We start from the raw sequence: 22,253 nt of genomic DNA, 5'->3' as shown, positions 1-22,253 counted from the left end.
AGAGAGAGCGAATGAAGTACCTGCATCACCGCCCCTTGGCGGTTGCCGTCGCCCTGTGCGTGACGGCTCTGGCACCGATGAGTGCCGCGGCCCAATCCACCACCGATCTGGACCGCGTTGAAGTAACCGGCACGCGCATCAAGCGCGCCGAAGTGGAAGGCCAGGTGCCGATCCAGACCCTGACCCGCACCGAGATCGAACGCACCGGGCTGAACTCCATCGGCGAGGTGCTGCAGCAGCTGACCGGTTCCGGTTCGGCGCTCAACGCCAAGTTCAATTCTTCCGGCAACTTCGGCTTCCCGCCCGACGGCAGCGGTGTGGGCGCCGGTTCGGCGCAGGTCGATCTGCGCCACCTGGGCGCCAAGCGCGTGCTGGTGCTGGTCGATGGCATCCGCTGGGTGAATGAATCGTCCGCTTCCGGCGTGGGCGCGGCCACCGATCTGAACACCATTCCGCTGGCGATTGTTGAGCGCATCGAAGTGCTGGAAGACGGGGCCTCGTCGCTGTACGGCTCCGATGCGATTGCCGGTGTGGTCAACATCATCACCCGTCGCGATTTCGATGGTGGCCAGGTAACCTTGAACTACGGCGAGTACAGCAAGGGCGATGGCACGCAGAAGGGCGTGGACCTGGCCTGGGGTACGCGCGGTGACCGCTACAGCCTGTTCGTGGGCGGCAGCTGGACCAAGCAGGACGCGGTGTATGCGCGTGACCGCGAGCAGTCGCGCTTCCCGGTACCGGGCACCGGCCTGGCGCTGGGCAGTTCGGCCACGCCCGATGGCCGCTTCATCTTCACCGACCCCAACACCGGCACCACCCACGACCTGACCCCGAACGCCGGCGCGCGGCCCACCTACAACGGCGGCGATGGCTGCGACCGCACCGATGGCTACCACTGCTTCGGCACGGCCGATCGCTTCAACTTCGCCGAATACAACATGGTGCTGACGCCGTCGGAGCGCAAAGGCATCTTTGGTCAGTTCCGTTTCGACTTCAGCGACAACGTGCAGTGGTACGTGAAGGCACTGGGCAACCGCCGCGAATCGACCAACCAGGCCGCACCGGAGCCGCTGTTCTTCGGCCCCGAAGCCGGCACCGGTAATCCGCTGGCCGACAACATCGTCATTTCCGCGCTGAACCCCTACAACCCGTTCGGCTTCACCCTGGATTCGTCGGACAACCTGATCATGATCGGCCGGCGCCCGCTGGAAGGCGGCGCGCGCGTGTTCGAGCAGAAGGTGGATACGCAGTACTTCGCCACCGGCCTGGAGGGTAATTTCCAGGCGGCCGACCGCCAGTGGTACTGGGACGTGAACGGCATGTACAGCAAGAACAAGGCCACCCAGACCAACTACGGCAGCTACAACATCTACAACATCAACCTGGCGCTGGGCGATCCGGCCATCTGCGCGGCCACGCCGGGCTGCGTGCCGCTGGATATCTTCGGTGGCGCCGGCTCGATCACCCCGGCCATGCTGCAGTGGATCCAGCCGGTGGTGCGCGACCGCAGCCAGAACGAACTGACCCTGTTCACCGCCAACCTGTCCAGCGAACTGTTCAACCTGCCGGCCGGTGCGGTGTCTTTCGCCACTGGCCTGGAACACCGCAAGTACGAAGGCTGGTACCAGCCGGATCCGCTGACGGTGATCGGCCATTACAACGGCGTGCCGTCGCAGCCGACGTCCGGTTCGTACGATGTGAATGAAGCGTACCTGGAATTGAACGTGCCGCTGTTCGCCGCCCCGTCCTATGGCGGCAAGCTGGACCTGAGCGTGGCCGGGCGCTACTCGGATTACTCCACCTTTGGTGGCGAGTTCACGCCCAAGTACGGCCTGCGCTGGCAGGTGACCAACGACTTCGTGCTGCGCACCACCTATGCCGAAGGCTTCCGCGCACCTTCGATCGGTGAACTGTATGGTTCGGCCGCGCGTGCCGACCTGCAGATCTTCGACCCGTGCTCGATCGGTCTGGGTGGCACCGCACCGCGTGGCAGTGCGGCCAACTGTGCTGCGCTGGGTGTGCCAACCGGTTTCCAGCAGGCCAATTCGCAGATCTCGGTAACCACCGGCGGCAACCGCGAGCTGGACCCGGAGCGTTCACGCAGCTTCAGTGCCGGCTTCGTGTGGAGCCCGTGGTTCGGTAACAACACCAGCTGGTCCGAGCGCTTCGACGTGGACGTGACCTTCTACCGGCACACCATCGACGGTGCGATCCAGGCCATCAACGCGCAGACCCAGCTGGACCTGTGCGTGGATACGCTGGACCCGCTGTACTGCGATGGCATCACCCGCGCCAGCACCGGCGGCATCAACGGCTTCAACAACCGCCTGACCAACTTGGGCTCGATCAAGACCGATGGCTGGGATGTGGACCTGCACTGGACGCTGCCGCAGAGCGCGGCCGGCCAGTTCAAGATCGGCTGGCAGAACACCTTCGTGGGCCGTTACGAGGCTACCGGCGCGGCCGGGCAGAAGCAGCCGCAGGGGCCGGGCATCGAAGTGGCTGACAGCTCCATTCCCGAATGGACCAGCAATCTGTCGCTGGGCTGGACGCTGGGCAACTGGAGCGCGAACTGGACGATGCGCCACATTTCCGAGCTGACCGAAGACTGTGGCGATGCGGTGGCATTCGCGGTGTGCAGCGACCAGGCAGCGGGCACCAACACGCTGGCGGCCACCACCTTCCACGATGCGCAGGTGGGCTACCGGATTGAATGGATGAAGGGGCTGCAGTTGACCGCTGGCCTGAACAACGTGTTCGACAAGGATCCGCCGATCTGCCTGTCGTGCTCGTTGAACGGCTACGACGCCTCGACGTATGACATTCCGCGTGGGCGCTACTGGTACCTGCGCGCGGATCTGCGGTTCTGATGGGAGGGCACCGCGCCGGGATCATCCCGGCGCGGTGCTTGTGGCGCTGGGATCGGGTGGGGGCTTGCTGTGCTGTGGACCGCACGGGCGGGGTGCTTGCTGTGCTGTGACCGACCGCGTGGGGGGCTTGCTGCGCTTTGGACCGACCGGGCGGGGTGCTTGCTGTGCTGGGACCGACTGCGCGGAGGTGCTTGCTGCGCTTTGGTAGAGTCGAGCTTGCTCGACTGCTTTTCGCGGTTCAGTCGAGCAAGCTCGACTCTACAAGAGCAGAGCAGTCGAGCAAGCTCGACTCTACAAGAGCAAGGCAGTCGAGCAAGCTCGACTCTACGAGAGCAGGGCAGTCGAGCAAGCTCGACTCTACAAGAGCAGGGCGGTGGAGCATGGCTCGACGCTACGCAATGGCGGCGCCGGGTTGCCCCGGCGCCGCGTCTGCATCAGAACGACCAGGTGAAGGTGATCGAGCCGTTGCGGCCGTCGCCGTAGGCACCGTAGCCGTTGATCTGCGAGAAGTACTTCTTGTCCAGCAGGTTGTTCAGGTTGGCCTGCACGCTCCATTCCGGCGACAGGCGGTAACGCACGAACGCGCTGACCAGGGCGTAGCCGCTCTGTTCGATGCGACCGTAGGCCGGCACGGCGTAGTAGATGCGGTTCTGCCAGTTAGCACCACCGCCGACGGTCAGCTCCTGCAGCGACTGCGGGGTGTAGCTGGTGAACAGCTTCAGCGCGGTCTGCGGCAGGTTGGTGTTGATGTCAGCGTCGTTGATGTCCTTGGCCACGTATCGCGAGGCACCGAAGGTGGCATTCCAGCCCGGGGCCAGTTCGCCGTTCAGTTCGAACTCGAAGCCACGGCTGACGGTGCCGCGTGCGGCCACGTAGGCGGTTTCACCACCGGTGCCGCCGATGACCGGCTCGCCGGTGGACTGGCCGACGTTGTCCTGCTCGATGCGGAACACGGCCACCGAAGCATTCAGTCGGTTGTCGAACCAGGCGCCCTTCACGCCCACTTCGTAGCTCTTGCCGTCCACCGGGTCCAGGTAGCTGCCGTTGCGGTCCTTCAGCATCTGCGGCTGGAAGATCTCGGTGTACGAGGCATAGGTGGAGTAGGTGTCGTTGATGTCGAACACCAGGCCGGCATACGGGGTGGTGACCTTGTGCGAACGGTCAGCGCCTTCGCCTTCGCTCTTCCAGTCGGTGTAGCGCGCGCCCACGATCAGCTTCAGCGGATCAGCCAGCGACAGGCGTGCAGCGGCATAGGCGGCCTTCTGGGTGATGGTGCCTTCGCTGGCCAGCGCCAGCGGATTCCAGTTCGGTTCGCTGATGTTGCCGTTCCAGTTCAGGTAGCTGGAGAAGGGATCCCAGGCGAGACCGGCACCGCCGATCTGGTAGTCGCCGTAGTTGGCGTACTCGCGCTTGTTGTAGCTCAGGCCACCCATCACTTCGTGCTTCAGGCCAAACAGCTCGAACGCGCCACTGAAGTAGCCGTCCACCGCATTGACCTTGCGTTCGGTGTTGTAGAAGCCGGCCGACGGCGAGATGCCGGCACCGGTGTTCTTGTCGAAGAAGGAAGCGCCGGTGACCCAATCGTTGTAGGCCGGGTAGAACAGCTTGTCGTCGGCCTTGGTCTCGTCATGGGTCGCGCCGATGCGGACTTTCCAGTCATCGTTGAAGGCGTGTTCCAACGTGGCGAAGGCACGCTTGCTGGTGGTGTCCCAGTAGGTCCAGTTCGGGCTGGCGTTGAACGATTCGTCGTAGCCGGTGCTGGTGCCATCGGAGAACAGCATCGGGAAACCACCCCAGGTGGCGCCGTTGGCGCGCTTCTGCTGGTAGTCGTAGCCCACGCTCAGCTGGGTGTCCGGGGTCAGGTCGGCGTCGATGACGGCGTAGCCCAGCGTCTTGTGCTGGTTGTAGCGGTCCATCTGTGCGTCGGTGTCCAGGTAGCTGCCGATCACGCGGGCGCGCACCGAACCGCTCTTGTTCAGCGGGGTGGTCACGTCCACGGTGCTGCGGGTGCGGCCCCAGCTGCCCACGTTCACCGACACGCTGCCGGTCAGCTCGGCGCTGTCGGCGTGCTTGCGCACCAGGTTCACCGACGCCGACGGGTTGCCGGCACCGGTCAGCAGGCCGGTGGCGCCGCGCACCACTTCCACGCGGTCGTACAGGGCCAGATCCAGGCCGGAATCGCCGTAGCTCCAGTTCTGCACCATCTGCGTGGGCAGGCCGTCGAACTGGTAGCTGTCGATGTAGAAGCCGCGCGCGTAGAACTCGGTGCGCTCGGTATCGGACTGGGTGCTGCTGACACCGGTGGTGTTGGCCAGCACGTCGATGATGTCATCCAGGTTCTGATCTTCGATGCGCTGGTGGCTGATGATGCTGACCGACTGCGGAATCTCGCGCGGTGCCAGGTCGAAGCGGGTACCGGCCGAGGTGCGGCGCACGGAATAGCCTTCGGCGCGCTCGCCCTTCACCACGATCTTGTCCAGGGTGGTGGGGTCGGCAGCGGCGGTCTGGGCGAAGGCGGCCGGGGCGGCGGCCAGGCACAGGGCGGAAAGCACCGCCGCGGACAGGCGATGCGGCAGCAGGGCAGGGGTTGAACGGATCATGGGGGTTCCTGGACGGGCACGTGCGTGCGTCCGACCGGCTTCCCGGATGGTCTGGCGCCGCGGCTGGTGGGGTTCTCACGCCGCTGGCCCGGTCCTGCTGGCAGGACGGGGGCTGGGCATTGTGATGGTGGACGACCGTCCTGGCCGCCCGGAAAACGCAAATATCGTAATGGGAATTGTTTCTATTTACAAATGGGCCGGTCGTGGCCCGGACGGCGGTAGCGTCGAGCTTGCTCGACTGCCGTTTGGGATCAGTCGAGCAAGCTCGACGCTACAAAGGCGGGTCGCGTTCGGCCTGGATCTTCATGCTCGGCCGCTGTCCCTCGATGCCATCGGCATACTCGACGGTGACCATCACGTCTTCATCGATCATGGGGGCGCCGTACACCCGCACCTTGCCGGTCAGGTACACCGGCGTGCTGCGCCAACGGCCTGCGTGCAGGGCGGTGGGATCCAGGCAGGCCAGCGCGCGGCGGATGTTGGCCGAGGCGTATTCAGTCGATGTGTTGGGGATCAGCCAGCGACAGAACTGCCGGCCCGCTTCGGTGCCATGGTCTACGCACCACTTGCTCCATTCAGCCCAGTCGGTGACCAGCTCGATCGACTGTGCGGTTTCCACCTGCGCGCTGTTGGCGAAGGCTGCCAGGTGCCCGCACCACGGGTCGCGGTGAGCCCGCAGGGTGCTGCAGCCGGTCACCAGGGTGAGGATCGCGATCAACAGCGGTGCGGCGCGCAACAGGCCCATCGGTGCTCTCCCTGGCAGTGTGGCGATGATGCGGCGCGCGAGGTGGTGCGGGCAACCGCAGTCGAGCAAGCTCGACTCTACAAAGGCGCGGCGTCCTGCGCTCAACGCAGCAGCGGCAGCGGGTCGCGTGCGCCGTCGGCGCCGTAGATGCCCCAGTGCAGGTGCGGCGGGGTGCCTTGGGCGTTGCCGCTGTCACCCACCTGGCCCAGCAGGTCGCCGGCCTGCACGATCTGGCCCCGCGCCAGACCCTCGGCCCAGCTGTCCAGGTGGGCGTAGTAGTAGCGCTCGCGTGCCGGGCCGATCACCCAGACCTGGCGCCCGCCCAGGCCGCCGTCGCGCACATCGGCGATCACCCCGGTGGTGACGCTGCGCACCGGCGTGCCGCGCTTTGCGAAGATGTCGATGCCGGCGTGGGTGCGGTCGCGCCCGCGCGGGGCACCGAAAGTATCGGCAATCTGCCGGGGGCGTACGCCGTCCACGGGCACCGGCAGCTGCTGCGCCGGCGGCATGCGCGACAGCGACCACAGCAGCTTCGGTGCGGCAGCCCAGGGGCTGTTCCACACGGCGAGTGCGGCGATGAGGGCGATCAGCAGCAGCAGGCCCCGAAGCAACCAGCGGCGCAGGCGTAGTGCAGGGGAAGGCGGAGTGGTCATGCCACCGAGTGTAGAGTCGAGCTTGCTCGACTGCATTGCATGGCGCGAAGGTCAGTCGAGCAAGCTCGACTCTACCGGGAGCGTGCCAAGTGTGTGCCAACCAAGGTTGGCACCTACCGAAAGCCGGTCAGCGCAGGGCGTCGGCCGGCACGTCGATCGCCATGGCCAGGGCCAGGTGATCGGAAAACGCGGCGGGCACCGCTTCCACGCTGCGGGTCTGCAGGTTGCTGCTGACCAGGATGTGGTCGATCGCACGGTCCGGGCGCCAGCTGGGGAAGGTGGGCACCGCGCAACCGGGCGGTTGCAGTTGGGTCTTCTGGTACAGCACCTGCATTTCCGGGCGTTCGGCCAGGCAGTTGAAGTCGCCCATCAGCACCGCGTTGGGGTGGTCGGACAGCAGTTCGGCAATGAAGCCCAGCTGCGACATGCGCGAGCCGGCGCCCAGCGACAGATGGGCCACCGCCACGGCCAGGCCGTCGGCACCGTCGCCGAACTTGGCCAGCAGCACGCCGCGCCCGCCGATGCGGCCGGGCAGGGCGTGATCCTGTACTTCCACCGGTTCCAGCTTGCTCAGCAGGCCGTTGGCGCTGGACGCCACACCGCCCATGCGCCGGTTCGGCTGGTGGCTCCAGTAATTGAAGCCGGCGCGCTGGGCCAGGTAGTGGGTCTGGTTGGTGAAGCCCGAGCGCAGGCTGCCCGGGTCGGCCTCCTGCAGGCCGACGATGTCATGGTTGCGGGCCAGGGTTGCGATCGCATCCAGGCTGCTGCGCTTGCGCCCCGCCGGCAGCGCATGTGACCAGCTGCGGGTCACATAGTCGCTGTAGCGGCGGGTGCTTGAGCCGGCCTGGATATTGGCCGTCAGCAAGCGCAGGGTCCGTGTGTGGGGGGAAGTCACGGCCGGGGAAACGTCTCTGGAATCAATGAGCCTGGGCGGCCGCGCGCTCGCGGGCGATCAGGTGGTCGGCAATGCGCAGCATGTCCGGGAAGCCCTTGCCCTTCACCAGGTACTTACCGTTGACGATGATCGACGGAGTGCCGGAGATCTGGCTGCGCTGGGCGAACTGCTTGGCCGAATTGGTCTTGGCGTTCACTGCGAAGCTGCCCATGGTGGCGGCGAACTGCTTGGGGTCAACGCCGTAGGCACCGTAGAACTTGGCGATGTCGTCCACCGAGTCGGCACCGCGCTCGCCCTTCAGGGTCTTCTGCACGTGGATGGCCTGGTACAGCGCTTCGTGCGACTTCTCCTGCACGCCCAGGGTCTGCGCGGCGTAGAAGGCGCGGCCGTAGTTATCCCAGGTGCCGCCGAACATGGCCGGCACGTAGACGAAGTTCACGTCGCTGGGCAGGCCAGCCTTCCACGGGCCCACCAGCGGCTGGAAGGCGGCACAGGCCGGGCAGACGTAACCGAAGATTTCCACCACTTCCACCTTGCCGGCAGCCGGCTGGAACGGCTGGCCGTTCGGGATCAGCTGGTAGTCGGCGCCTTCCACCGGGGCCGGGCCGGTCAGCGCGGTGGTGGTCGGGGCCGGTGCGGCCGCCGGTGCGGCGTCGGCCGGGGCGGTGCTGCCTTCGGCGGCGGGGGCGGCGCTTTCGCTGCCTGCGGCCGGCTCGGCGGCCGGGGCCGGGGTCTCGGTGGTGGCCGGGGTCGCGGCCGGTTCAGCCGGCGCGGTGGTATTGGCGGTGCCGTCGTCGGCCTTGCAGGCGGCCAGGATCGGCAGCAGCGCTGCAAGTGCGAGGGCGGCGTAACGGGTCTTCATGGAAACGTCTCCAGCATCTGGAATGGTGGGGCCGGCGGGTGAACGCCGGCCAGGGGGAAATGATGACACGCGGCGGCGGATGCGCCGTGTGCAGGGTCGGGATTGGTTCAGCGGCCGCGGCTGGCGCGGGCCTGGGCGATCAGCGCCGAGGCAATGCGCAGCTGGTCTTCGAAGCTGTTGCCGCGCACCAGGTACTGGCCATTGATGATGATGGCCGGGGTGCCCGGCACCTGGGTGCGCTTGGCGAAGGCACGGGCGGCGGCGACCTTCTGCTGCACGGCTTCACCGCGCAGGGCCTGCTTGTAGCGGTCCGGGGCCACGCCGTAGGCCTTGTAGAAGGTGGCCAGTTCATCGGCCGACACGTTCTGCATGGGCAGCGAGCCGTCTTCGTGCAGGGCCTTGAACACCGCTGCATGGCTGCGCTTGGCGACGCCTACTTCATCGGCGGCGTAATAGGCCAGGGCCCAGGCGTCCCACGGACCCCCGAAGGCGGCCGGGACCGGGGTGAAACGCACGTCGGCCGGCAGCTTGGCGGCCCAAGCGGCCAGCTGCGGCTCGAAGTGGGCGCAGTGCGGGCAGGTGTAGCCGAACACTTCCACCACTTCGATCTTGCCAGCCAGCGGCTGGAACGGGCCGGGCTGGGCGATGCGCTCGTAATCTTTGCCTTCCACCAGCGGGGCGTTGGCGGGGGTGGCGGCGCAGGCCGCCAGCGGCAGCAGCACCAGCAGGGACAGCAACAGGCGGGACATCAACCTCATCGACGTGCATCTCCATTGAAAATAACAACGCCGGCGCAGCCGCCGGCGTGAAGGAAACATACCGCAGCAGGGGGCCGCCGTGGCGACCCGCGCCGACCAATGGCCGTCAGGGGGCGGCGGCCGGTGGCATGGCGGTGGTCTGCGCGGCCACGTCGTCGGCGCGGTTGTGCAGGCCCTGCAGGTAGCTGGACAGCGCCTGGACTTCCTGCTCGGTCAGCTTCTGGGCGATGGCCGCCATGATCTGGAAGTGCGCCTTGTCGGCTTCGTGGGTCTGCCCGGCTTGGTATTCCTGCAGGCGCCGGGCGACATAGCTGGCGTGCTGGCCGCCGATATGCGGATAGGCCGGACCCGGATTGCCGGCGCCGCTGGGGCCGTGGCAGGCCATGCAGGCCGGCAGGCCGCGCTGGGCATCGCCGCCGCGGTACAGCTGCTGGCCGATCTCGTAGAACTTCATGCCCTTGTAGGGGCCGTCGGCCACCGGCGTGTCGTCGGCAATGCCGGCGGTGGCCTTCTGGGTGGCGAAGAACGCGCCAATGTCGCGCATGTCCTGCGGGCTGAGGTTCTGCACGAACGGCACCATGGCCACGGCGGCGCCGGAGCTGCGCTGGCCGTTGGCGATCAGCGCCATCTGCTGGGCCACGTAGCGTTCGCTCTGGCCGGCGATGGACGGGTACATCTCGACCGTGGAATTGCCGTCGGCGCCGTGGCAGGCCGCGCAGGCGGCCGCCTTGCCCTGGCCTTCCTTGGCGTTGCCCCAGGTGGTCTTGCTGAAATCCACCTCGAGCGAGGCGGTCTGGATCGGGCCATTGTCGGGCAGCGGGACCAGGGTGGTCTGCGCAAAGGCAGCGGCGGCAACCACCACGGCCATGGCAAGGGCGGATACGGCAAGAACGCGAGCGTGGCGCATGCTGAAGCTCCGTTTGGACCGGGCCGGGCGGCAGCGACCGGCATCGCCCGGATTATCAACGCCGTTTCCGCGCACGGTCAACGAAGCAGCGCAGCATTTTCCGGACCCACGGTGCCCCGGGCGGGCGCGCGGCGCCGCAACATGCGATCCTACGCACATGTCATTGCTCATCGAACGCGCCCGCTACCACCTCTCGGCCCACAACGCGCGGCAGCTGCCGCCCGATGAAGGGGCCGAAGTGGCCTTCGCCGGCCGCTCCAACGCTGGCAAGTCCAGTGCCCTCAACGCGCTGACCCGGCAGAACGCGCTGGCCCGCGTGTCCAAGACGCCCGGCCGCACCCAGCAGCTGGTGTTCTTCCAGATCACCCCGGAAGCCAGCCTGGTCGATCTGCCCGGCTACGGCTATGCCAAGGTGCCGCTGGAACTGCAGGCGCACTGGCAGGCCTTCATCGACAAGTACTTCCGCACCCGCGAGGCACTGCGTGGCCTGGTGGTGGTGATGGATATCCGCCACCCGCTGAAGGACTACGACCGGCAGATGCTGGCCTACGCCGTGCAGCGTGGCCTGCCGGCGCACGCGCTGCTGACCAAGGCCGACAAGCTCAGCCGCAGCCAGCAGATGCAGACCCTGCAGAAGGTGCGCAAGGAACTGCATTCGGCCTATGGCGATACGGTGAGCGTGCAGGTGTTTTCCGGCGAAGACCGTACCGGCGTGGAAGAAGCGCGCGGGGTGATCGGCGGCTGGCTGGGGCTGGAATAAACGGCCGTCGTTGCGTTCGCCGGGCATGGCCCGGCGCTACCCGTTCGGGTCTGATGGGTGCCGACCTTCGTCGGCACATCCCTTACAGCGGCGAATATTCCGCCGGCACCCAGGCATAGGCCTGGCCTTCGCTGCGCACATGGCCCAGACCGGGGAACGGCAGGTGCGCGCCGGCCACCCACCAGCCCTTGGCGGTGGCCTGCTGCAGCACGCTGCGCCGGCTGGCCGTCGCTGCCGGGCGATCGGCATCGGCTTCGAACGCGGCCTCCGGGTGCGCGAACTGCACCGCGTGGAAGTGCAGCACATCGCCCCACACCAGCAGTGACTGGCCCTGGCTGTCGAACCGGTAGGAGACATGGCCGGGGGTATGGCCGTGGGTGTCCATGGCCACCGCGCCAGCGGGCAGCGCGTCGCCGGGCTGGAAGGTGCGCAGGCGCCCAGCGGCCTGGTACGGCGCCACGGCGTTGCGGGCCAAGGGGAAGGCGAAGCGCACGCCTTCGGGCGCGCTGGCCGCGCTGGCCGGGTCCAGCCAGTAATCGGCATCGGCCTGGGTGAGCCACACGGTGGCATTGGGGTAGGCCGGCTGGCCCTGCGCATCGAGCACGCCGCACATGTGGTCGGGGTGGGCGTGGGTGAGCAGGATGTCATCCACCTGCGCCGGGTCGATGCCCGCTGCGCGCAGGTTGGCCAGCACCTGGCCCAGGCCGGGGCCGAAGCACTGCGCGGTGCCGGTATCGACCAGGGTGAGGTGGTTGCCCTGACGCACCAGGTAGGCGTTCACCGCGGTCTGCAGGCCCTTGCTGTCTTCGGGCACGTAGCGGCCTTCCAGCAGGCGGCTGACCAGGGTGGGCGGTACGTCCACCACTTCCTGTCGACCCAGTGCCACCACGCCGTCGAACAGGGCGGTGACCTGCAGGTTGCCGATGCGCTGGTGATAGACGCCGGGCACCTGCTGGGTGGGGGCGGGGGTGGTGGCTTCGGCATGTGCGGCGGAGGGCAGGCCGGCAATGGCCAGCAGCAGGGCGCCGCACAGCGGCAGGTGACGCGGGGTCATGGGGTGTCCTGGGTGAGGCGGAGGATTCCGTCGCTGTGCAGCGTGCCGTGCGCGCGGCGCGCGATGCGCTCAAAGCAGTGCGCGCAATGCTCAGGGTGGGGGGAGTTTGTTTGCAGGGCTTGCAGCCCTGCACCTGCTTCAAGCCGGAGCAACGGCAACGGCAACGTCAAAAGCGTGCATTCCGTGGGATGGCGGGGTGGGTCCGGTTGCGGGGGACGGCGCAAGTACGTCCATGTAGCCTCGGTCGCGCCATCCATGGCGCTCACGCCCCCGCAACCGGACCCACCCCGCCTTCGACAGATTTCCGCGCGCTGTTGGAACGGCACGGGGTCGGATCCCGTTGCTGCGCAACGGGCTCTGACCCCAATCCGGAATTCGATATCTGACAGATGTGTCGACCAAGGTCGACACCTACCAACAGCCGCGCGCAACACCCGTCGCAGTTACCACCAGCCGCAGGAATCTGTCAGAGGTGGGGCGGTGTCGGATTGCGGGGTGTCAGCCGCATGGATGCGGCTGTCAAGCCTACATGGACGTACTTGCGGCGTCCCCGCAATCCGACACCGCCCCGCCATCCCACGGAATGCAGCTGTTGCTGGTGCTTTGGCCGTTGCTCTGAGCAGGTGCAGGGCGCAGCCCTGCCGATACCCCCCCCTTAGATCTCGCTGGGGGAAAGACCGTACTGCTCGGCGAAGCGCTTGCTGAAGCTGGCGGCGGAGCGATAGCCCGCGCGGGCGGCCACGGTCTTCAGCGGCAGGTCGGTGGTGTACAGCAGGTTCATGCCATGGGCCAGGCGCGCTTCGGTCAGCAGTTGGCGCAGGCTGGTCTGTTCGGCCGCCAGGCGGCGGCGCAGGGTGGCGCCGCTCAGCGCGAACTGCGCTTCCACATCGCGTGATTGCCAGTCGCGCGCGGGGTCGGTGGCGATGCGGTCGCGGATCTGTTCGCCCAGCGTGGGCGCCTGCGGCAACAGCAGGTTGCCGTGGCCCCTGCGGCACCACGCCAGGACCAGGCTGGCCAGGGCCAGGCGTGCTTCGCTGTAGTGGCCGTCCTGCAGGTGCTGGCGCCACTGCCGCAGCAGGGCACCGTGCTCGTGCAGCGCCAACCTTGCCACGCTGGCACCGGGTGCCGGCAGCGGTTCGTTCCACAGCGTGCGGGCTGCGGCCAGTGCTTCCGCACACAGCGGCACGATGGCGCTCAGGTAGCGCCCGGTGCGCGGATCGGGGGTGTTCACCACATCGATGCGGCAGCGCTGGGTGACCAGCAGGATGTCGCCCGGTGCGTAGTCCAGCGTCTGGTGCGCGGTGCGTACCTGCTTGCGGCCCTCCAGCAGGATGGCGAACTGCGGCTGCGGAATTTCCACCGAACTGGCGCCGTGTTCGCGCCGCGCGGTGATGCAGGCATAGCCTTCGGCGCGCCCGCAGTGGGCCAGGCTGGCCAGTTCGGCCAGCAGCGCGGTGGCGGGGGGCGGTTGGCCGGTCATGTGATGTGTGCGCCCAGCAGGCGGCCGATCGCGGCGGCCGCGGCCATCGCCACTGCGCCCCAGACCATCACCCGCAGGGCGCCGCGTACCGGCGCCGCACCGCCGGCGTGGGCGGCCAGCGCACCGGTCACGCACAGGCCCAGAAGGGTGGCGATGGTGGTCATGGCGGCAACCCGCTCTGCGGCCGCCAGCAGCGCGGTCACGACCGGCAGCGCTGCGCCGCACGTGAAGGCCGCCGCCGACGCCAGCGCCGCCTGCAGCGGTCGCGCGCGCAGCGTATCGGTGATGCCCAGTTCGTCGCGCGCATGCGCGCCCAGCGCATCGTGGGCAGTGAGCTGTTCGGCCACCTGCCGCGCCAGTGCCGGCTGCAGGCCGCGGTGGCGGTAGATGGCGGTCAGTTCGTCCAGTTCGCTGTGCGGGTCTTCGTGCAGTTCGCGCTTTTCCACGGCCAGGTCGGCCGCTTCGGTATCGGCCTGGGTCTGCACCGAAACGTATTCGCCGGCGGCCATCGACATCGCGCCGGCCACGGTGCCGGCAATGCCAGTGGCCAGCACGGTGCTGGCCGACGCGCCACCGGCGGCCACGCCCACCACCAGGCCGGCCACCGAGACGATGCCATCGTTGGCACCCAGCACGGCCGCCCGCAGCCAGCCGACACGGTCGGTCCGGTGCAGCTCGGGGTGTCGTGAATGGCAACTCATGCGCGCCAGTGTACGGGGGTCAAGGGGCCGTCGGTAGGATGCTGAAACCCGTCACAGTGGCATGACGCGGTGAACCGCCACGCTATAGTGCGCCCTTGCGATGGAAGGCCCTGGGCCCCACATCTCCAGCCCCCTGCACAGCGAGCCACCCCCTTGTCGAGCCCCAGCCACGTCGCCGATACGCCCATTACCGACCGCACGCAGCTGGTCGAGGTGCTTGCCTCCGGTGAAAAGCCCCGCGCGCAGTGGCGCATTGGTACCGAGCACGAGAAGTTCGGCTTCCGCCTGGACGATCTGCGCCCGCCCACCTACGACGGTGATCGTGGCATCGAGGCGCTGCTCAACGGTCTGGTGCGTTTCGGCTGGGAACCGGTGCAGGAAAACGGCAACACCATCGCCCTGCTGCGCGACGGCGCCTCGGTGACGCTGGAGCCGGCCGGGCAGCTGGAACTGTCGGGTGCGGCGCTGGAAACCATCCACCAGACCTGCGTGGAAACCGGCACGCATCTGAATGAAGTGGCACAGGTGGCCGGCGAACTGCAGCTGGGCTTCCTGGGCATGGGCTTCCAGCCCAAGTGGACGCGCGATGAGATGCCGTGGATGCCCAAGGGCCGCTACAAGATCATGCGCAACTACATGCCCAAGGTCGGTTCGCTGGGCCTGGACATGATGACCCGCACCTGCACGGTGCAGGTGAACCTGGACTACGCCACCGAAGCGGACATGGTGAAGAAGTTCCGTGTGTCGCTGGCGCTGCAGCCGATCGCCACCGCGCTGTTTGCCGATTCGCCGTTCACCGAAGGCAAGCCGAACGGCTACCTGAGCTACCGCTCGCACATCTGGACCGACACCGACGCCGACCGCACCGGCATGCTCGACTTCGTGTTCGAGGATGGCTTCGGCTACGAGCGTTACGTCGACTACCTGCTGGACGTGCCGATGTACTTCTCTTACCGCGATGGCATCTATCACGACGCCAGCGGGCAGAGCTTCCGCGATTTCATGCAGGGCAAGCTGCCGGTGCTGCCGGGTGCGTTGCCGACCCTGCGCGACTGGTCGGACCACATGACCACCGCGTTCCCGGAAGTGCGCCTGAAGAAGTACCTGGAAATGCGCGGCGCCGACGGTGGCCCGTGGAGCCGTCTGTGCGCGCTGCCGGCGTTCTGGGTGGGCCTGCTGTACGACGATGCCTCGCTGGACGCCGCCTGGGACCTGGTGCGTGACTTCACCCTGGCCGAGCGCCATGCGCTGCGCGATGGCGTGCCGAAGTACGCGATGGGCCTGCCGTTCCGCAACGGCACCGTGCGCGACCTGGCCCGCGAAGCGGTGAAGATTTCCGTGGAAGGGCTGAAGCGCCGCGCCGCGCGCAATGCCGATGGCCAGGACGAAAGCAAGTTCCTGGACGTGCTGCAGGAAATCGTCGAATCGGGCCTGACCCCGGCCGAACGCAAGCTGGCGCTGTTCCATGGCCGCTGGCACGGCGACGTCGATCCGGTGTTCCGCGAGTTTGCTTACTGAGGCATCGCGTGGCCGCCGGGCATGGCCCGGCGCTACCGGTCCATGCCATGAGCCAATTCATCCTGTTCGAGCAGAATCCTGCCGCAGAGGGAACCTGGCGTGATGAGATGGCGCCAGCGCGGAACAGTGATTTCCTGGCTGGCGTTGCCGATCTCTACTTTCCCGCGTCGGAGCAGGTAGTCAGCTGCGCCGCAGTTGGCGGGGATGCCAGTGATCTGATCAACGACGTCTACCTGTGCATCAGATCCAACGCGGATGTGGAAGGCTCGCGCATCGCCCGGCTGGTGAAGCGTGCGTTCGAGATGAACATCGGGTTCGTGTTCTGGGCTGAATCGGACTACCGGGATCTGCCCGCCGTAGGATCCTATGCGGACTTTCTGCAGGCATTGGCGGAGCAGGCGGAGCAACAGCCTGCGGACGTCTTCATGAAATGCATTCCGCATTGCGCCGGCGGTGTTGGTTGATTTGACTGGGCTGAACGTGCCAGCCGACGGTGCACCATGAAAAAACCCCGGCGGTGCCGGGGTTTTTTCGTTCCATCACCGCGGCGGTCAGGCCTTGATGGTGGCCATGTCGATCACGAAGCGGTAGCGCACATCGTTCTTGGCCATGCGCTCCCAGGCGTCGTTGACGTTCTTGATGTCGATCACTTCGACGTCGGCCACGATGCCGTGCTCGGCGCAGAAGTCCATCATTTCCTGGGTTTCGGCCATGCCGCCGATGGCCGAGCCGGTCACGTGCTTGCGGCCGAAGATCACGCTGGCGCCCATCAGCGCCGGGTCCAGTTCGGTGATCACGCCGACCAGGCACATGGTGCTGTCGCGCTTGAGCAGGCTCATGTACGGGTTGGTGTCATGGCTGACCGGCACCGTGTTGAGCAGGAAATCGAAGCTGTTGGCGTGGGCCTTCATCTGCGCCGGATCGCGCGAGACCAGCACTTCGTCGGCGCCCAGGCGCTTGGCGTCGGCACCCTTTTCCGGGGTGGTGGTGATCATCACCACGTGCGCGCCCAGCGCCTTGGCGAACTTCACGCCCATGTGGCCCAGGCCGCCCAGACCGATCACGCCGACCTTCTGGCCGGGGCCGACCTTCCAGTGGCGCAGCGGCGACCAGGTGGTGATGCCGGCGCACAGCAGCGGCGCGGCAGCCTTCAGGTCCAGCTTTTCGGACACCTTCACCACGAAGCGCTGCTCCACCACGATGTGGTCGGAATAGCCGCCCTGGGTCAGTTCGCCGGTGGCGCGGTCGCGGCTGTTGTAGGTGTAGGTCGGGCCCTTTTCGCAGTACTGCTCCAGGTCGTGGTCGCAGGCATCGCAGTGGCGGCAGGAATCGACCATGCAGCCGACGCCGGCGAAATCACCGGCCTTCAGCGTGGTCACGCCCGGGCCGACTTCAACCACGCGGCCGATGATCTCGTGGCCCGGCACCATCGGGTACTCGGCGCCGCCCCAATCGTCGCGGGCCTGGTGCAGGTCGGAATGGCAGATGCCGCTGTACAGCACTTCGATGCGCACATCGTTGGCGCCGACCGCGCGGCGTTCAAAGCTGATGGGTTCGAGCGGGGCGGTGTTGCTGCGCACCGCATAACCGAGGGCGAGGGACATGGGGAATCCTTGGCGGGGTTTGTCGAAAGGCGTTTTACAATACGCCCCTCGCGCGGGGGTAAGAACCCCGGATATCGGCATGATTCATCAAGTGGGACTGCACAATCATGGCCACTGACAACCTGACCCACCTGGCCGCGTTCGCCGCCGTGGCCCGGCACCGCAGCTTCCGCCGGGCCGGGGCCGAGTTGGCCCTGTCCACCTCGGCGGTGAGCTACGCGATCCGCGCGCTGGAAGAACGGCTGGGTGTGGGCCTGTTCCACCGCACCACCCGCAGCGTGGCCCTGACCGAGGCCGGCCAGCGGCTGCTGCAGCGGCTGCAGCCGGCGCTGGGCCAGGTGCACGAGGCGCTGGAGGAAATGAACCAGTTCCGGGCCAGTCCCACCGGCCTGCTGCGCATCAACGCCGCGCGCGCGGCCGTGCCGACCCAGTTGGGCCCGCGCCTGACCCGCTTCCTGCATGCGCACCCCGATGTGCGCCTGGAGCTGACCGAGAACGACGGCCTGGTCGATATCGTGGGCGAAGGCTACGACGCCGGCGTGCGCCTGCACGAGTTCGTGCCCGAGGACATGGTGGCGGTGCCACTGGGGCCGGCGCTGCGCGGCATGATCGTCGCCTCGCCGGACTACCTGCGGCGGCACCCGGCCCCGCAGCACCCGCGTGACCTGCTGGAGCACGAATGCATCCGCTTCCGCTTCGCCAGCGGGCATCTGTACAAATGGCAGTTCGACCGCGGTGGTGAATCGCTGGAAATCGATGTGCGCGGGCGGCTGACGCTGAGCGAGCAGACCACCATCATCCGTGCGGTGATCGATGGCTTCGGCCTGGCGTATGTGCTGGAAGATGCGGCCCGCCCGCATATCGAGGCCGGGCGCATGGTGGCAGTGCTGCAGGACTGGAGCGAGCCGTTCGCCGGCTTCGTTCTGTATTACCCCAAGCAGCGGCAGATGGCCTCGGCGCTGCGCGCGTTCGTGGACATGTTGCGGGAGTGAAGCGCAGCAATGCAGTAGATCCACCCCATGCGTGGATGGCTGGCCCCGATCACTCCACCAACGCGTCATACCCCTTGCCGACGAACTGCAGCAGGCAGAATCCATGCCCGAACGGGTCGGCCAGCACGGCCAACCGGCCCCATGCGCGCTCGCTGACCGGGCGTTCGATCAGCGCGCCGGCGGCGACGGCGCGTGACAGCGCGGCGTTGATATCGTCCACCACCCAGTCCAGGTGGATGGGCGTCCAATGGCGCTCGTAGTCGCGCACATCGCCATCGTCGGCGGCGGCACTGCCGTCGGCGTTCTGCAGCAGGTACAGCGGCGCGGGCCCGCCCAACAGTTCGGTGGCGCCCGGGCCGAGCCGGCGGCCGATGCGCAGGCCGAACGCCTGGGTGTAGAACGCCTCGGCTGCGGCCAGGTCGGGCACGTCCAGATTGATGATGAAGGAGGGGGCGGGGGAATCCATGGCGGTGGCACGTACGGCGGGGCAGTGCAGTCTAGGCCCGTGGCGTGACGGTGCCGGTTCATCTTGCTGGCCGCGCGCGGAAGGTTCAGGCAAGGTAGTCGGCTGGGTTCCAACAAGGATATGTATGAACACGCTTGCCGACGTCGAACAGGCCACCGGCCAGGTCTTTCCGCCGCTGTACCACCAGTTGTCCGCCGCTGGGCAGCTGCAGTGGGGCGCGTTGGGCTGGGAGGGTTTCCAGCAGCAATCCGCGCAGCTGCGCGCGCAGCCGCCGCTGCTGCTGTTTGCCGATGAGTTCGAGCCGATCGGTCGTGACGAACTGCAGGAAGCGTGGGAAGACCTGACCGCCGAGGACCACTACAACCCGCTGCGCGAGGACCTGGAGCTGCTGCCGTTCGCGCGCAGCGGCGCCGGCGACGTGTACTGCTTCTGGACCAATGCGCCGGGCTTCAGCGAGCCGCCGGTGCTGTTGGTGTGGCACGACGACGACCGCGCCGACATCCTGGCGGCCAACCTGCAGGACTTCGTCTTCCGCAAGATGGTGGAGGCGGTGGTGGAACTGGAGACGCAGTATTCGATGCTGGGCAAGGACACGCTGGCCGAGGAGCTGCAGGCGTGGCTGGGCACACACCGCGCGTGGCTGCGGGACGACCAGGTGGCGGCGCTGGAACGCCTGTACGCGCGTACGGACGAGATCGTTGCAGGGCGCATCAGCGAGGACGAGGGACAGGCGCTGCTGAAGCAGGTGATCGGCTTTGCGCGGCTGGATGAATCGTTCGCGTACGTGCGCGAAGGGGCTTGAGTGATGGGGTCGGATCCGCGCGCAGCGCGGCTCTGACCCCGTCTTCGCCGAACCGGGGTCAGAGCCCTTTCCGTTGGAAAGGGATCCGACCCCGTCCGATCAGCTGGCGACCGGGTAATCCAGATAACCCTCGCGGCCACCGCCGTAGTAGGTGGCGCGATCCGGCGTGGTCAGCGCCACGTCGGCCTGCAGGCGCTCGACCAGGTCGGGGTTGGCGATGAACGGCTGGCCGAACGCGGCGATATCGATGATGCCGTCGTCCACCAGGCGCAGCGCACGTTCGCGGGTCATGCCGCCGGCCAGGATGACGGTGCCGCCGTAGGCCCGCTTGAAGGCCTGCAGGAACGCTTCGCCGATGGCCGGTGCGCCGTGCAGGTAGTTGTCGTTCAGATGCACATAGGCCAGCCCGCGCTTGCCCAGCTCCTGGGCCAGGTACAGATAGCTGGCTTCGTTTTCTGCATAGGCGGGCATGTCGAAGACCTGGCTGTTCGGCGCCAGGCGCACGCCCACGCGGTGCGCGCCGATGCGTGCAGTCATCGCATCCACGGTGTCCAGGATCAACCGCGCGCGGTTGGTCAGCGAACCGCCGTAGCCATCCTGGCGATCATTGGTGAGCGGGTTGAGGAACTGTTCGAACAGGTAGCCGTTGGCGGCATGCAGTTCGATGCCATCGAAACCGGCGGCGATGGCATTTTCGGCGCCGCGCACGAAGTCGTTGACGATACCCGGCACTTCGTCGGTGCGCAGGGCGCGCGGCGGGGTCGGGTCGGCCGGGCCGCGGCTGCCGTCGTCGCGATACACGAAGGCGAAGCTGCGGGGATCATGCGCCACCGGGCGCGCGCTGGCGCTGACCGGCTGGCCACCGTCCGGCTGCAGCGAGCTGTGCGACATGCGGCCCACGTGCCACAGCTGGGCGAAGATGGTGCCCTGTGCGCCATGCACGGCGTCGGTGACCTGGCGCCAGCCGGCCACCTGTTCCTGCGACCAGATGCCCGGCACGTCGATGTAGCCCTGACCCTGCGGCGACACCGGGGTGCCCTCGCTGACGATCAGGCCGGCACTGGCGCGCTGGCGGTAGTACTGCGCAGTCAGTTCGTTGGCCACGCAGCCGGGGTTGCGCGCACGGGTCATCGGCGCCATGGCAATGCGGTTGTGCAGCGGTGTGCCGGCCAGGTCAAACGGTTGGAAGAGCGGAGCGGTCATGTGCAGGTCTCGTGGGGGAAGGAGCGCCGACGGCGCGATGTCCACAGAATGGCGTTGACATCGGGTGGTATAAATGGGCCCCATTTCCCATCGAACGGGACTATTTGTCCCCAATAGGCCGTTGGCATGCTTCCCGTTGAATCCTTGAATGGCCTGGTCACCTTCGTGACCACCGCACGCGCGGCCACCTTTACCGAGGCGGCCGAGGCGCTGGGCATTTCCCGCTCGGCGGTGGGCAAGGCCATCGCCCGGCTGGAAGTGCGGCTGGGCGTGCGCCTGTTCCACCGCACCACCCGGCGCATCTCGCTGACCACCGACGGCGAGGCCTACTACGCGTCCTGCGCCGCTGCGCTGGAGGAGATTTCCGCGGCCGAGGCCTGCCTGGGCCTGGGCGCGCACGTGCCCAGTGGTCGCCTGCGCATCGACATGCCCTCTTCGTTTGGCCGCATGGTGGTCATGCCGGTGCTGCTGAAGCTGTGCCAGCAGTACCCGGACCTGCAGCTGACGGTGACCTTCACCGACCACTTCGTCGACCCCATCGAGGAAGGCATCGATCTGCTGATCCGCTTCGGCGGGCTGCAGCAGGCCGAGCACCTGGTGGCGCGGCGGCTGGGCAGCCAACGCCTGGTGACCTGCGCGGCGCCGGCCTACCTGCAGGCGCACGGCGTGCCGCGCACGGTGGACGATCTGCGCCAGCACCGCAGCATCGTCGGCTACCGCCATGGCCAGCCGGTGGCGTGGCGGGTGGGCGTGGAGGGCGAGGGCGGTACCTTCATTCCCAGCGCCACCCACCAGTTGAACGACGGCGATGCAGTGATCGACGGTGCGCTGGCCGGGCTGGGCATCTGCCAGATGCCGATGTCGCTGGTGCGCCCGCATCTGCAGTCGGGCACGCTGCAGTCGGTGCTGGACGAGCAGATGCAGCGCCATGTCGATATCCATGCCCTGTGGCCGCCCACCCGTCATCTGCGGCCGAAGGTGCGCCACGTGGTGGATGAACTGACCCGGCTGGCGGCGCAGGGCGCCTTCGATTGAGTTTGCGCGGCCGGTCTGTATACTATCCCCCAGTATAGTTCCGCAGGTGGCCGCCCATGCCGCATTCACCCGAAGAGAAAAAGAAGGTCCTGGCCCGCGTGCGCCGCATCCGTGGCCAGTGCGATGCGCTGGACCGCGCGCTGCAAGCCGGCGCCGAGTGCGGCCCGGTGCTGCAGCAGATCGCGGCCATCCGCGGCGCGGTGAACGGGTTGATGTCCGAAGTGATGGAAGCCCACCTGCGCGAGGAATTCGGCCAGCCGGCCGCATCCGATGAACAGCGCGCCGAGCGCGTGCGCGAGATGAGCGGTTTGATCCGTTCGTACCTGAAATAAACGAGGGCGCAACACT

The 22,253-nt window shown here is 67.4% G+C and carries 21 protein-coding genes; 8 read left to right on the top strand and 13 right to left on the bottom strand.

The window, feature by feature from the left end:
* Positions 1-11 precede the first annotated feature (11 nt).
* Complete coding sequence (locus tag C1930_RS16860; RefSeq protein ID WP_108772242.1) at positions 12-2,870, top strand: TonB-dependent receptor; 2,859 nt, start codon at positions 12-14, stop codon at positions 2,868-2,870.
* A gap of 434 nt (positions 2,871-3,304) precedes the next feature.
* Here the strand turns inward: C1930_RS16860 and fhuE are convergent, their stop codons facing one another.
* From fhuE to C1930_RS16825, 7 genes are all read right to left on the bottom strand, one after another.
* The gene (gene fhuE / locus C1930_RS16855; protein WP_108772241.1) at positions 3,305-5,470 is read right to left on the bottom strand and encodes a ferric-rhodotorulic acid/ferric-coprogen receptor FhuE; all 2,166 of its coding nucleotides are present in this window, start codon (positions 5,468-5,470) and stop codon (positions 3,305-3,307) included.
* A gap of 271 nt (positions 5,471-5,741) precedes the next feature.
* On the bottom strand, positions 5,742-6,215 hold the full coding sequence (locus C1930_RS16850; RefSeq protein ID WP_108772240.1) for a hypothetical protein: 474 nt from the start codon (positions 6,213-6,215) through the stop codon (positions 5,742-5,744).
* Between the two features lie 101 nt (positions 6,216-6,316).
* Positions 6,317-6,868 carry a M23 family metallopeptidase gene (locus C1930_RS16845; protein ID WP_108757153.1) on the bottom strand — a complete coding sequence of 184 codons (552 nt, stop codon included), beginning with the start codon at positions 6,866-6,868 and terminating at the stop codon, positions 6,317-6,319.
* A gap of 127 nt (positions 6,869-6,995) precedes the next feature.
* Positions 6,996-7,733: an endonuclease/exonuclease/phosphatase family protein gene (locus tag C1930_RS16840; RefSeq protein WP_199911379.1), complete on the bottom strand. Its 738-nt coding sequence runs from the start codon at positions 7,731-7,733 to the stop codon at positions 6,996-6,998.
* Between the two features lie 52 nt (positions 7,734-7,785).
* Positions 7,786-8,625, bottom strand: coding sequence for a thiol:disulfide interchange protein DsbA/DsbL (locus C1930_RS16835; protein ID WP_108757152.1), 840 nt, complete (start codon positions 8,623-8,625; stop codon positions 7,786-7,788).
* A 107-nt stretch (positions 8,626-8,732) separates the two neighbouring features.
* Positions 8,733-9,383 carry a thiol:disulfide interchange protein DsbA/DsbL gene (locus C1930_RS16830; protein WP_108754143.1) on the bottom strand — a complete coding sequence of 217 codons (651 nt, stop codon included), beginning with the start codon at positions 9,381-9,383 and terminating at the stop codon, positions 8,733-8,735.
* A 106-nt stretch (positions 9,384-9,489) separates the two neighbouring features.
* Positions 9,490-10,290, bottom strand: a complete 801-nt coding sequence (locus C1930_RS16825) for a c-type cytochrome (protein ID WP_108757151.1) — start codon at positions 10,288-10,290, stop codon at positions 9,490-9,492.
* A gap of 157 nt (positions 10,291-10,447) precedes the next feature.
* Between C1930_RS16825 and yihA the strand changes: the two genes are divergently transcribed.
* Positions 10,448-11,050, top strand: coding sequence for a ribosome biogenesis GTP-binding protein YihA/YsxC (gene yihA, locus C1930_RS16820; protein WP_108750547.1), 603 nt, complete (start codon positions 10,448-10,450; stop codon positions 11,048-11,050).
* A gap of 82 nt (positions 11,051-11,132) precedes the next feature.
* Here yihA and C1930_RS16815 read toward each other — a convergent pair whose 3' ends face one another.
* The 3 genes from C1930_RS16815 to C1930_RS16795 form a co-directional block, all read right to left on the bottom strand.
* The gene (locus C1930_RS16815; protein WP_108772239.1) at positions 11,133-12,104 is read right to left on the bottom strand and encodes an MBL fold metallo-hydrolase; all 972 of its coding nucleotides are present in this window, start codon (positions 12,102-12,104) and stop codon (positions 11,133-11,135) included.
* Between the two features lie 655 nt (positions 12,105-12,759).
* On the bottom strand, positions 12,760-13,584 hold the full coding sequence (locus tag C1930_RS16800; RefSeq protein WP_108772237.1) for a helix-turn-helix domain-containing protein: 825 nt from the start codon (positions 13,582-13,584) through the stop codon (positions 12,760-12,762).
* Positions 13,581-14,285 (bottom strand): VIT family protein, encoded by a 705-nt coding sequence (locus C1930_RS16795; RefSeq protein ID WP_108772236.1) that lies wholly within the window; start codon positions 14,283-14,285, stop codon positions 13,581-13,583. The genes C1930_RS16800 and C1930_RS16795 overlap by 4 nt, the downstream gene beginning before the upstream one ends.
* Before the next feature lie 153 nt (positions 14,286-14,438).
* Here C1930_RS16795 and C1930_RS16790 point away from each other — a divergent pair, with 153 nt between their 5' ends.
* Both C1930_RS16790 and C1930_RS16785 read left to right on the top strand, forming a co-directional pair.
* The gene (locus C1930_RS16790; RefSeq protein WP_108750550.1) at positions 14,439-15,803 is read left to right on the top strand and encodes a glutamate--cysteine ligase; all 1,365 of its coding nucleotides are present in this window, start codon (positions 14,439-14,441) and stop codon (positions 15,801-15,803) included.
* A gap of 47 nt (positions 15,804-15,850) precedes the next feature.
* Positions 15,851-16,267 (top strand): hypothetical protein, encoded by a 417-nt coding sequence (locus C1930_RS16785; protein ID WP_159093628.1) that lies wholly within the window; start codon positions 15,851-15,853, stop codon positions 16,265-16,267.
* 87 nt (positions 16,268-16,354) lie between these two features.
* Here C1930_RS16785 and C1930_RS16780 read toward each other — a convergent pair whose 3' ends face one another.
* Positions 16,355-17,407 carry an NAD(P)-dependent alcohol dehydrogenase gene (locus tag C1930_RS16780; protein WP_108757145.1) on the bottom strand — a complete coding sequence of 351 codons (1,053 nt, stop codon included), beginning with the start codon at positions 17,405-17,407 and terminating at the stop codon, positions 16,355-16,357.
* 107 nt (positions 17,408-17,514) lie between these two features.
* Here C1930_RS16780 and C1930_RS16775 point away from each other — a divergent pair, with 107 nt between their 5' ends.
* Positions 17,515-18,399, top strand: coding sequence for a LysR family transcriptional regulator (locus tag C1930_RS16775; protein ID WP_108750552.1), 885 nt, complete (start codon positions 17,515-17,517; stop codon positions 18,397-18,399).
* A 49-nt stretch (positions 18,400-18,448) separates the two neighbouring features.
* On the opposite strand, the gene C1930_RS16770 is transcribed toward C1930_RS16775, so the two are convergent.
* Entirely contained in the window at positions 18,449-18,865 is a 417-nt protein-coding gene (locus C1930_RS16770) for a VOC family protein (RefSeq protein WP_108772234.1), read from the bottom strand.
* Between the two features lie 124 nt (positions 18,866-18,989).
* Between C1930_RS16770 and C1930_RS16765 the strand changes: the two genes are divergently transcribed.
* Positions 18,990-19,667, top strand: coding sequence for an SMI1/KNR4 family protein (locus C1930_RS16765; RefSeq protein ID WP_108772233.1), 678 nt, complete (start codon positions 18,990-18,992; stop codon positions 19,665-19,667).
* Between the two features lie 99 nt (positions 19,668-19,766).
* On the opposite strand, the gene C1930_RS16760 is transcribed toward C1930_RS16765, so the two are convergent.
* Entirely contained in the window at positions 19,767-20,870 is a 1,104-nt protein-coding gene (locus C1930_RS16760) for an alkene reductase (protein WP_108772232.1), read from the bottom strand.
* A gap of 126 nt (positions 20,871-20,996) precedes the next feature.
* On the opposite strand from C1930_RS16760, the gene C1930_RS16755 reads away from it, so the two are divergent.
* Complete coding sequence (locus C1930_RS16755) at positions 20,997-21,905, top strand: LysR family transcriptional regulator (RefSeq protein WP_108757141.1); 909 nt, start codon at positions 20,997-20,999, stop codon at positions 21,903-21,905.
* A 56-nt stretch (positions 21,906-21,961) separates the two neighbouring features.
* Positions 21,962-22,237 (top strand): metal/formaldehyde-sensitive transcriptional repressor, encoded by a 276-nt coding sequence (locus C1930_RS16750; protein ID WP_108754129.1) that lies wholly within the window; start codon positions 21,962-21,964, stop codon positions 22,235-22,237.
* Positions 22,238-22,253 lie beyond the last annotated feature (16 nt).

It is taken from the genome of Stenotrophomonas sp. SAU14A_NAIMI4_8 (assembly GCF_003086695.1).
In the GTDB taxonomy this organism is placed as follows: domain Bacteria; phylum Pseudomonadota; class Gammaproteobacteria; order Xanthomonadales; family Xanthomonadaceae; genus Stenotrophomonas.
The sequence above is the reverse complement of the archived record's forward strand: the minus strand, read 5'-3'. Positions and strand labels throughout refer to the sequence as shown.

Excerpts from the sequence above, each read along its gene's own strand:
- C1930_RS16860 (WP_108772242.1), top strand. The coding sequence starts at position 12 with ATGAAGTACCTGCATCACCGCCCCTTGGCGGTTGCCGTCGCCCTGTGC.
- fhuE (WP_108772241.1), bottom strand. The coding sequence starts at position 5,470 with ATGATCCGTTCAACCCCTGCCCTGCTGCCGCATCGCCTGTCCGCGGCG.
- C1930_RS16850 (WP_108772240.1), bottom strand. The coding sequence starts at position 6,215 with ATGGGCCTGTTGCGCGCCGCACCGCTGTTGATCGCGATCCTCACCCTG.
- C1930_RS16845 (WP_108757153.1), bottom strand. The coding sequence starts at position 6,868 with ATGACCACTCCGCCTTCCCCTGCACTACGCCTGCGCCGCTGGTTGCTT.
- C1930_RS16835 (WP_108757152.1), bottom strand. The coding sequence starts at position 8,625 with ATGAAGACCCGTTACGCCGCCCTCGCACTTGCAGCGCTGCTGCCGATC.
- C1930_RS16830 (WP_108754143.1), bottom strand. The coding sequence starts at position 9,383 with ATGAGGTTGATGTCCCGCCTGTTGCTGTCCCTGCTGGTGCTGCTGCCG.
- C1930_RS16825 (WP_108757151.1), bottom strand. The coding sequence starts at position 10,290 with ATGCGCCACGCTCGCGTTCTTGCCGTATCCGCCCTTGCCATGGCCGTG.
- yihA (WP_108750547.1), top strand. The coding sequence starts at position 10,448 with ATGTCATTGCTCATCGAACGCGCCCGCTACCACCTCTCGGCCCACAAC.
- C1930_RS16815 (WP_108772239.1), bottom strand. The coding sequence starts at position 12,104 with ATGACCCCGCGTCACCTGCCGCTGTGCGGCGCCCTGCTGCTGGCCATT.
- C1930_RS16800 (WP_108772237.1), bottom strand. The coding sequence starts at position 13,584 with ATGACCGGCCAACCGCCCCCCGCCACCGCGCTGCTGGCCGAACTGGCC.
- C1930_RS16795 (WP_108772236.1), bottom strand. The coding sequence starts at position 14,285 with ATGAGTTGCCATTCACGACACCCCGAGCTGCACCGGACCGACCGTGTC.
- C1930_RS16785 (WP_159093628.1), top strand. The coding sequence starts at position 15,851 with ATGAGCCAATTCATCCTGTTCGAGCAGAATCCTGCCGCAGAGGGAACC.
- C1930_RS16780 (WP_108757145.1), bottom strand. The coding sequence starts at position 17,407 with ATGTCCCTCGCCCTCGGTTATGCGGTGCGCAGCAACACCGCCCCGCTC.
- C1930_RS16775 (WP_108750552.1), top strand. The coding sequence starts at position 17,515 with ATGGCCACTGACAACCTGACCCACCTGGCCGCGTTCGCCGCCGTGGCC.
- C1930_RS16770 (WP_108772234.1), bottom strand. The coding sequence starts at position 18,865 with ATGGATTCCCCCGCCCCCTCCTTCATCATCAATCTGGACGTGCCCGAC.
- C1930_RS16765 (WP_108772233.1), top strand. The coding sequence starts at position 18,990 with ATGAACACGCTTGCCGACGTCGAACAGGCCACCGGCCAGGTCTTTCCG.
- C1930_RS16760 (WP_108772232.1), bottom strand. The coding sequence starts at position 20,870 with ATGACCGCTCCGCTCTTCCAACCGTTTGACCTGGCCGGCACACCGCTG.
- C1930_RS16755 (WP_108757141.1), top strand. The coding sequence starts at position 20,997 with ATGCTTCCCGTTGAATCCTTGAATGGCCTGGTCACCTTCGTGACCACC.
- C1930_RS16750 (WP_108754129.1), top strand. The coding sequence starts at position 21,962 with ATGCCGCATTCACCCGAAGAGAAAAAGAAGGTCCTGGCCCGCGTGCGC.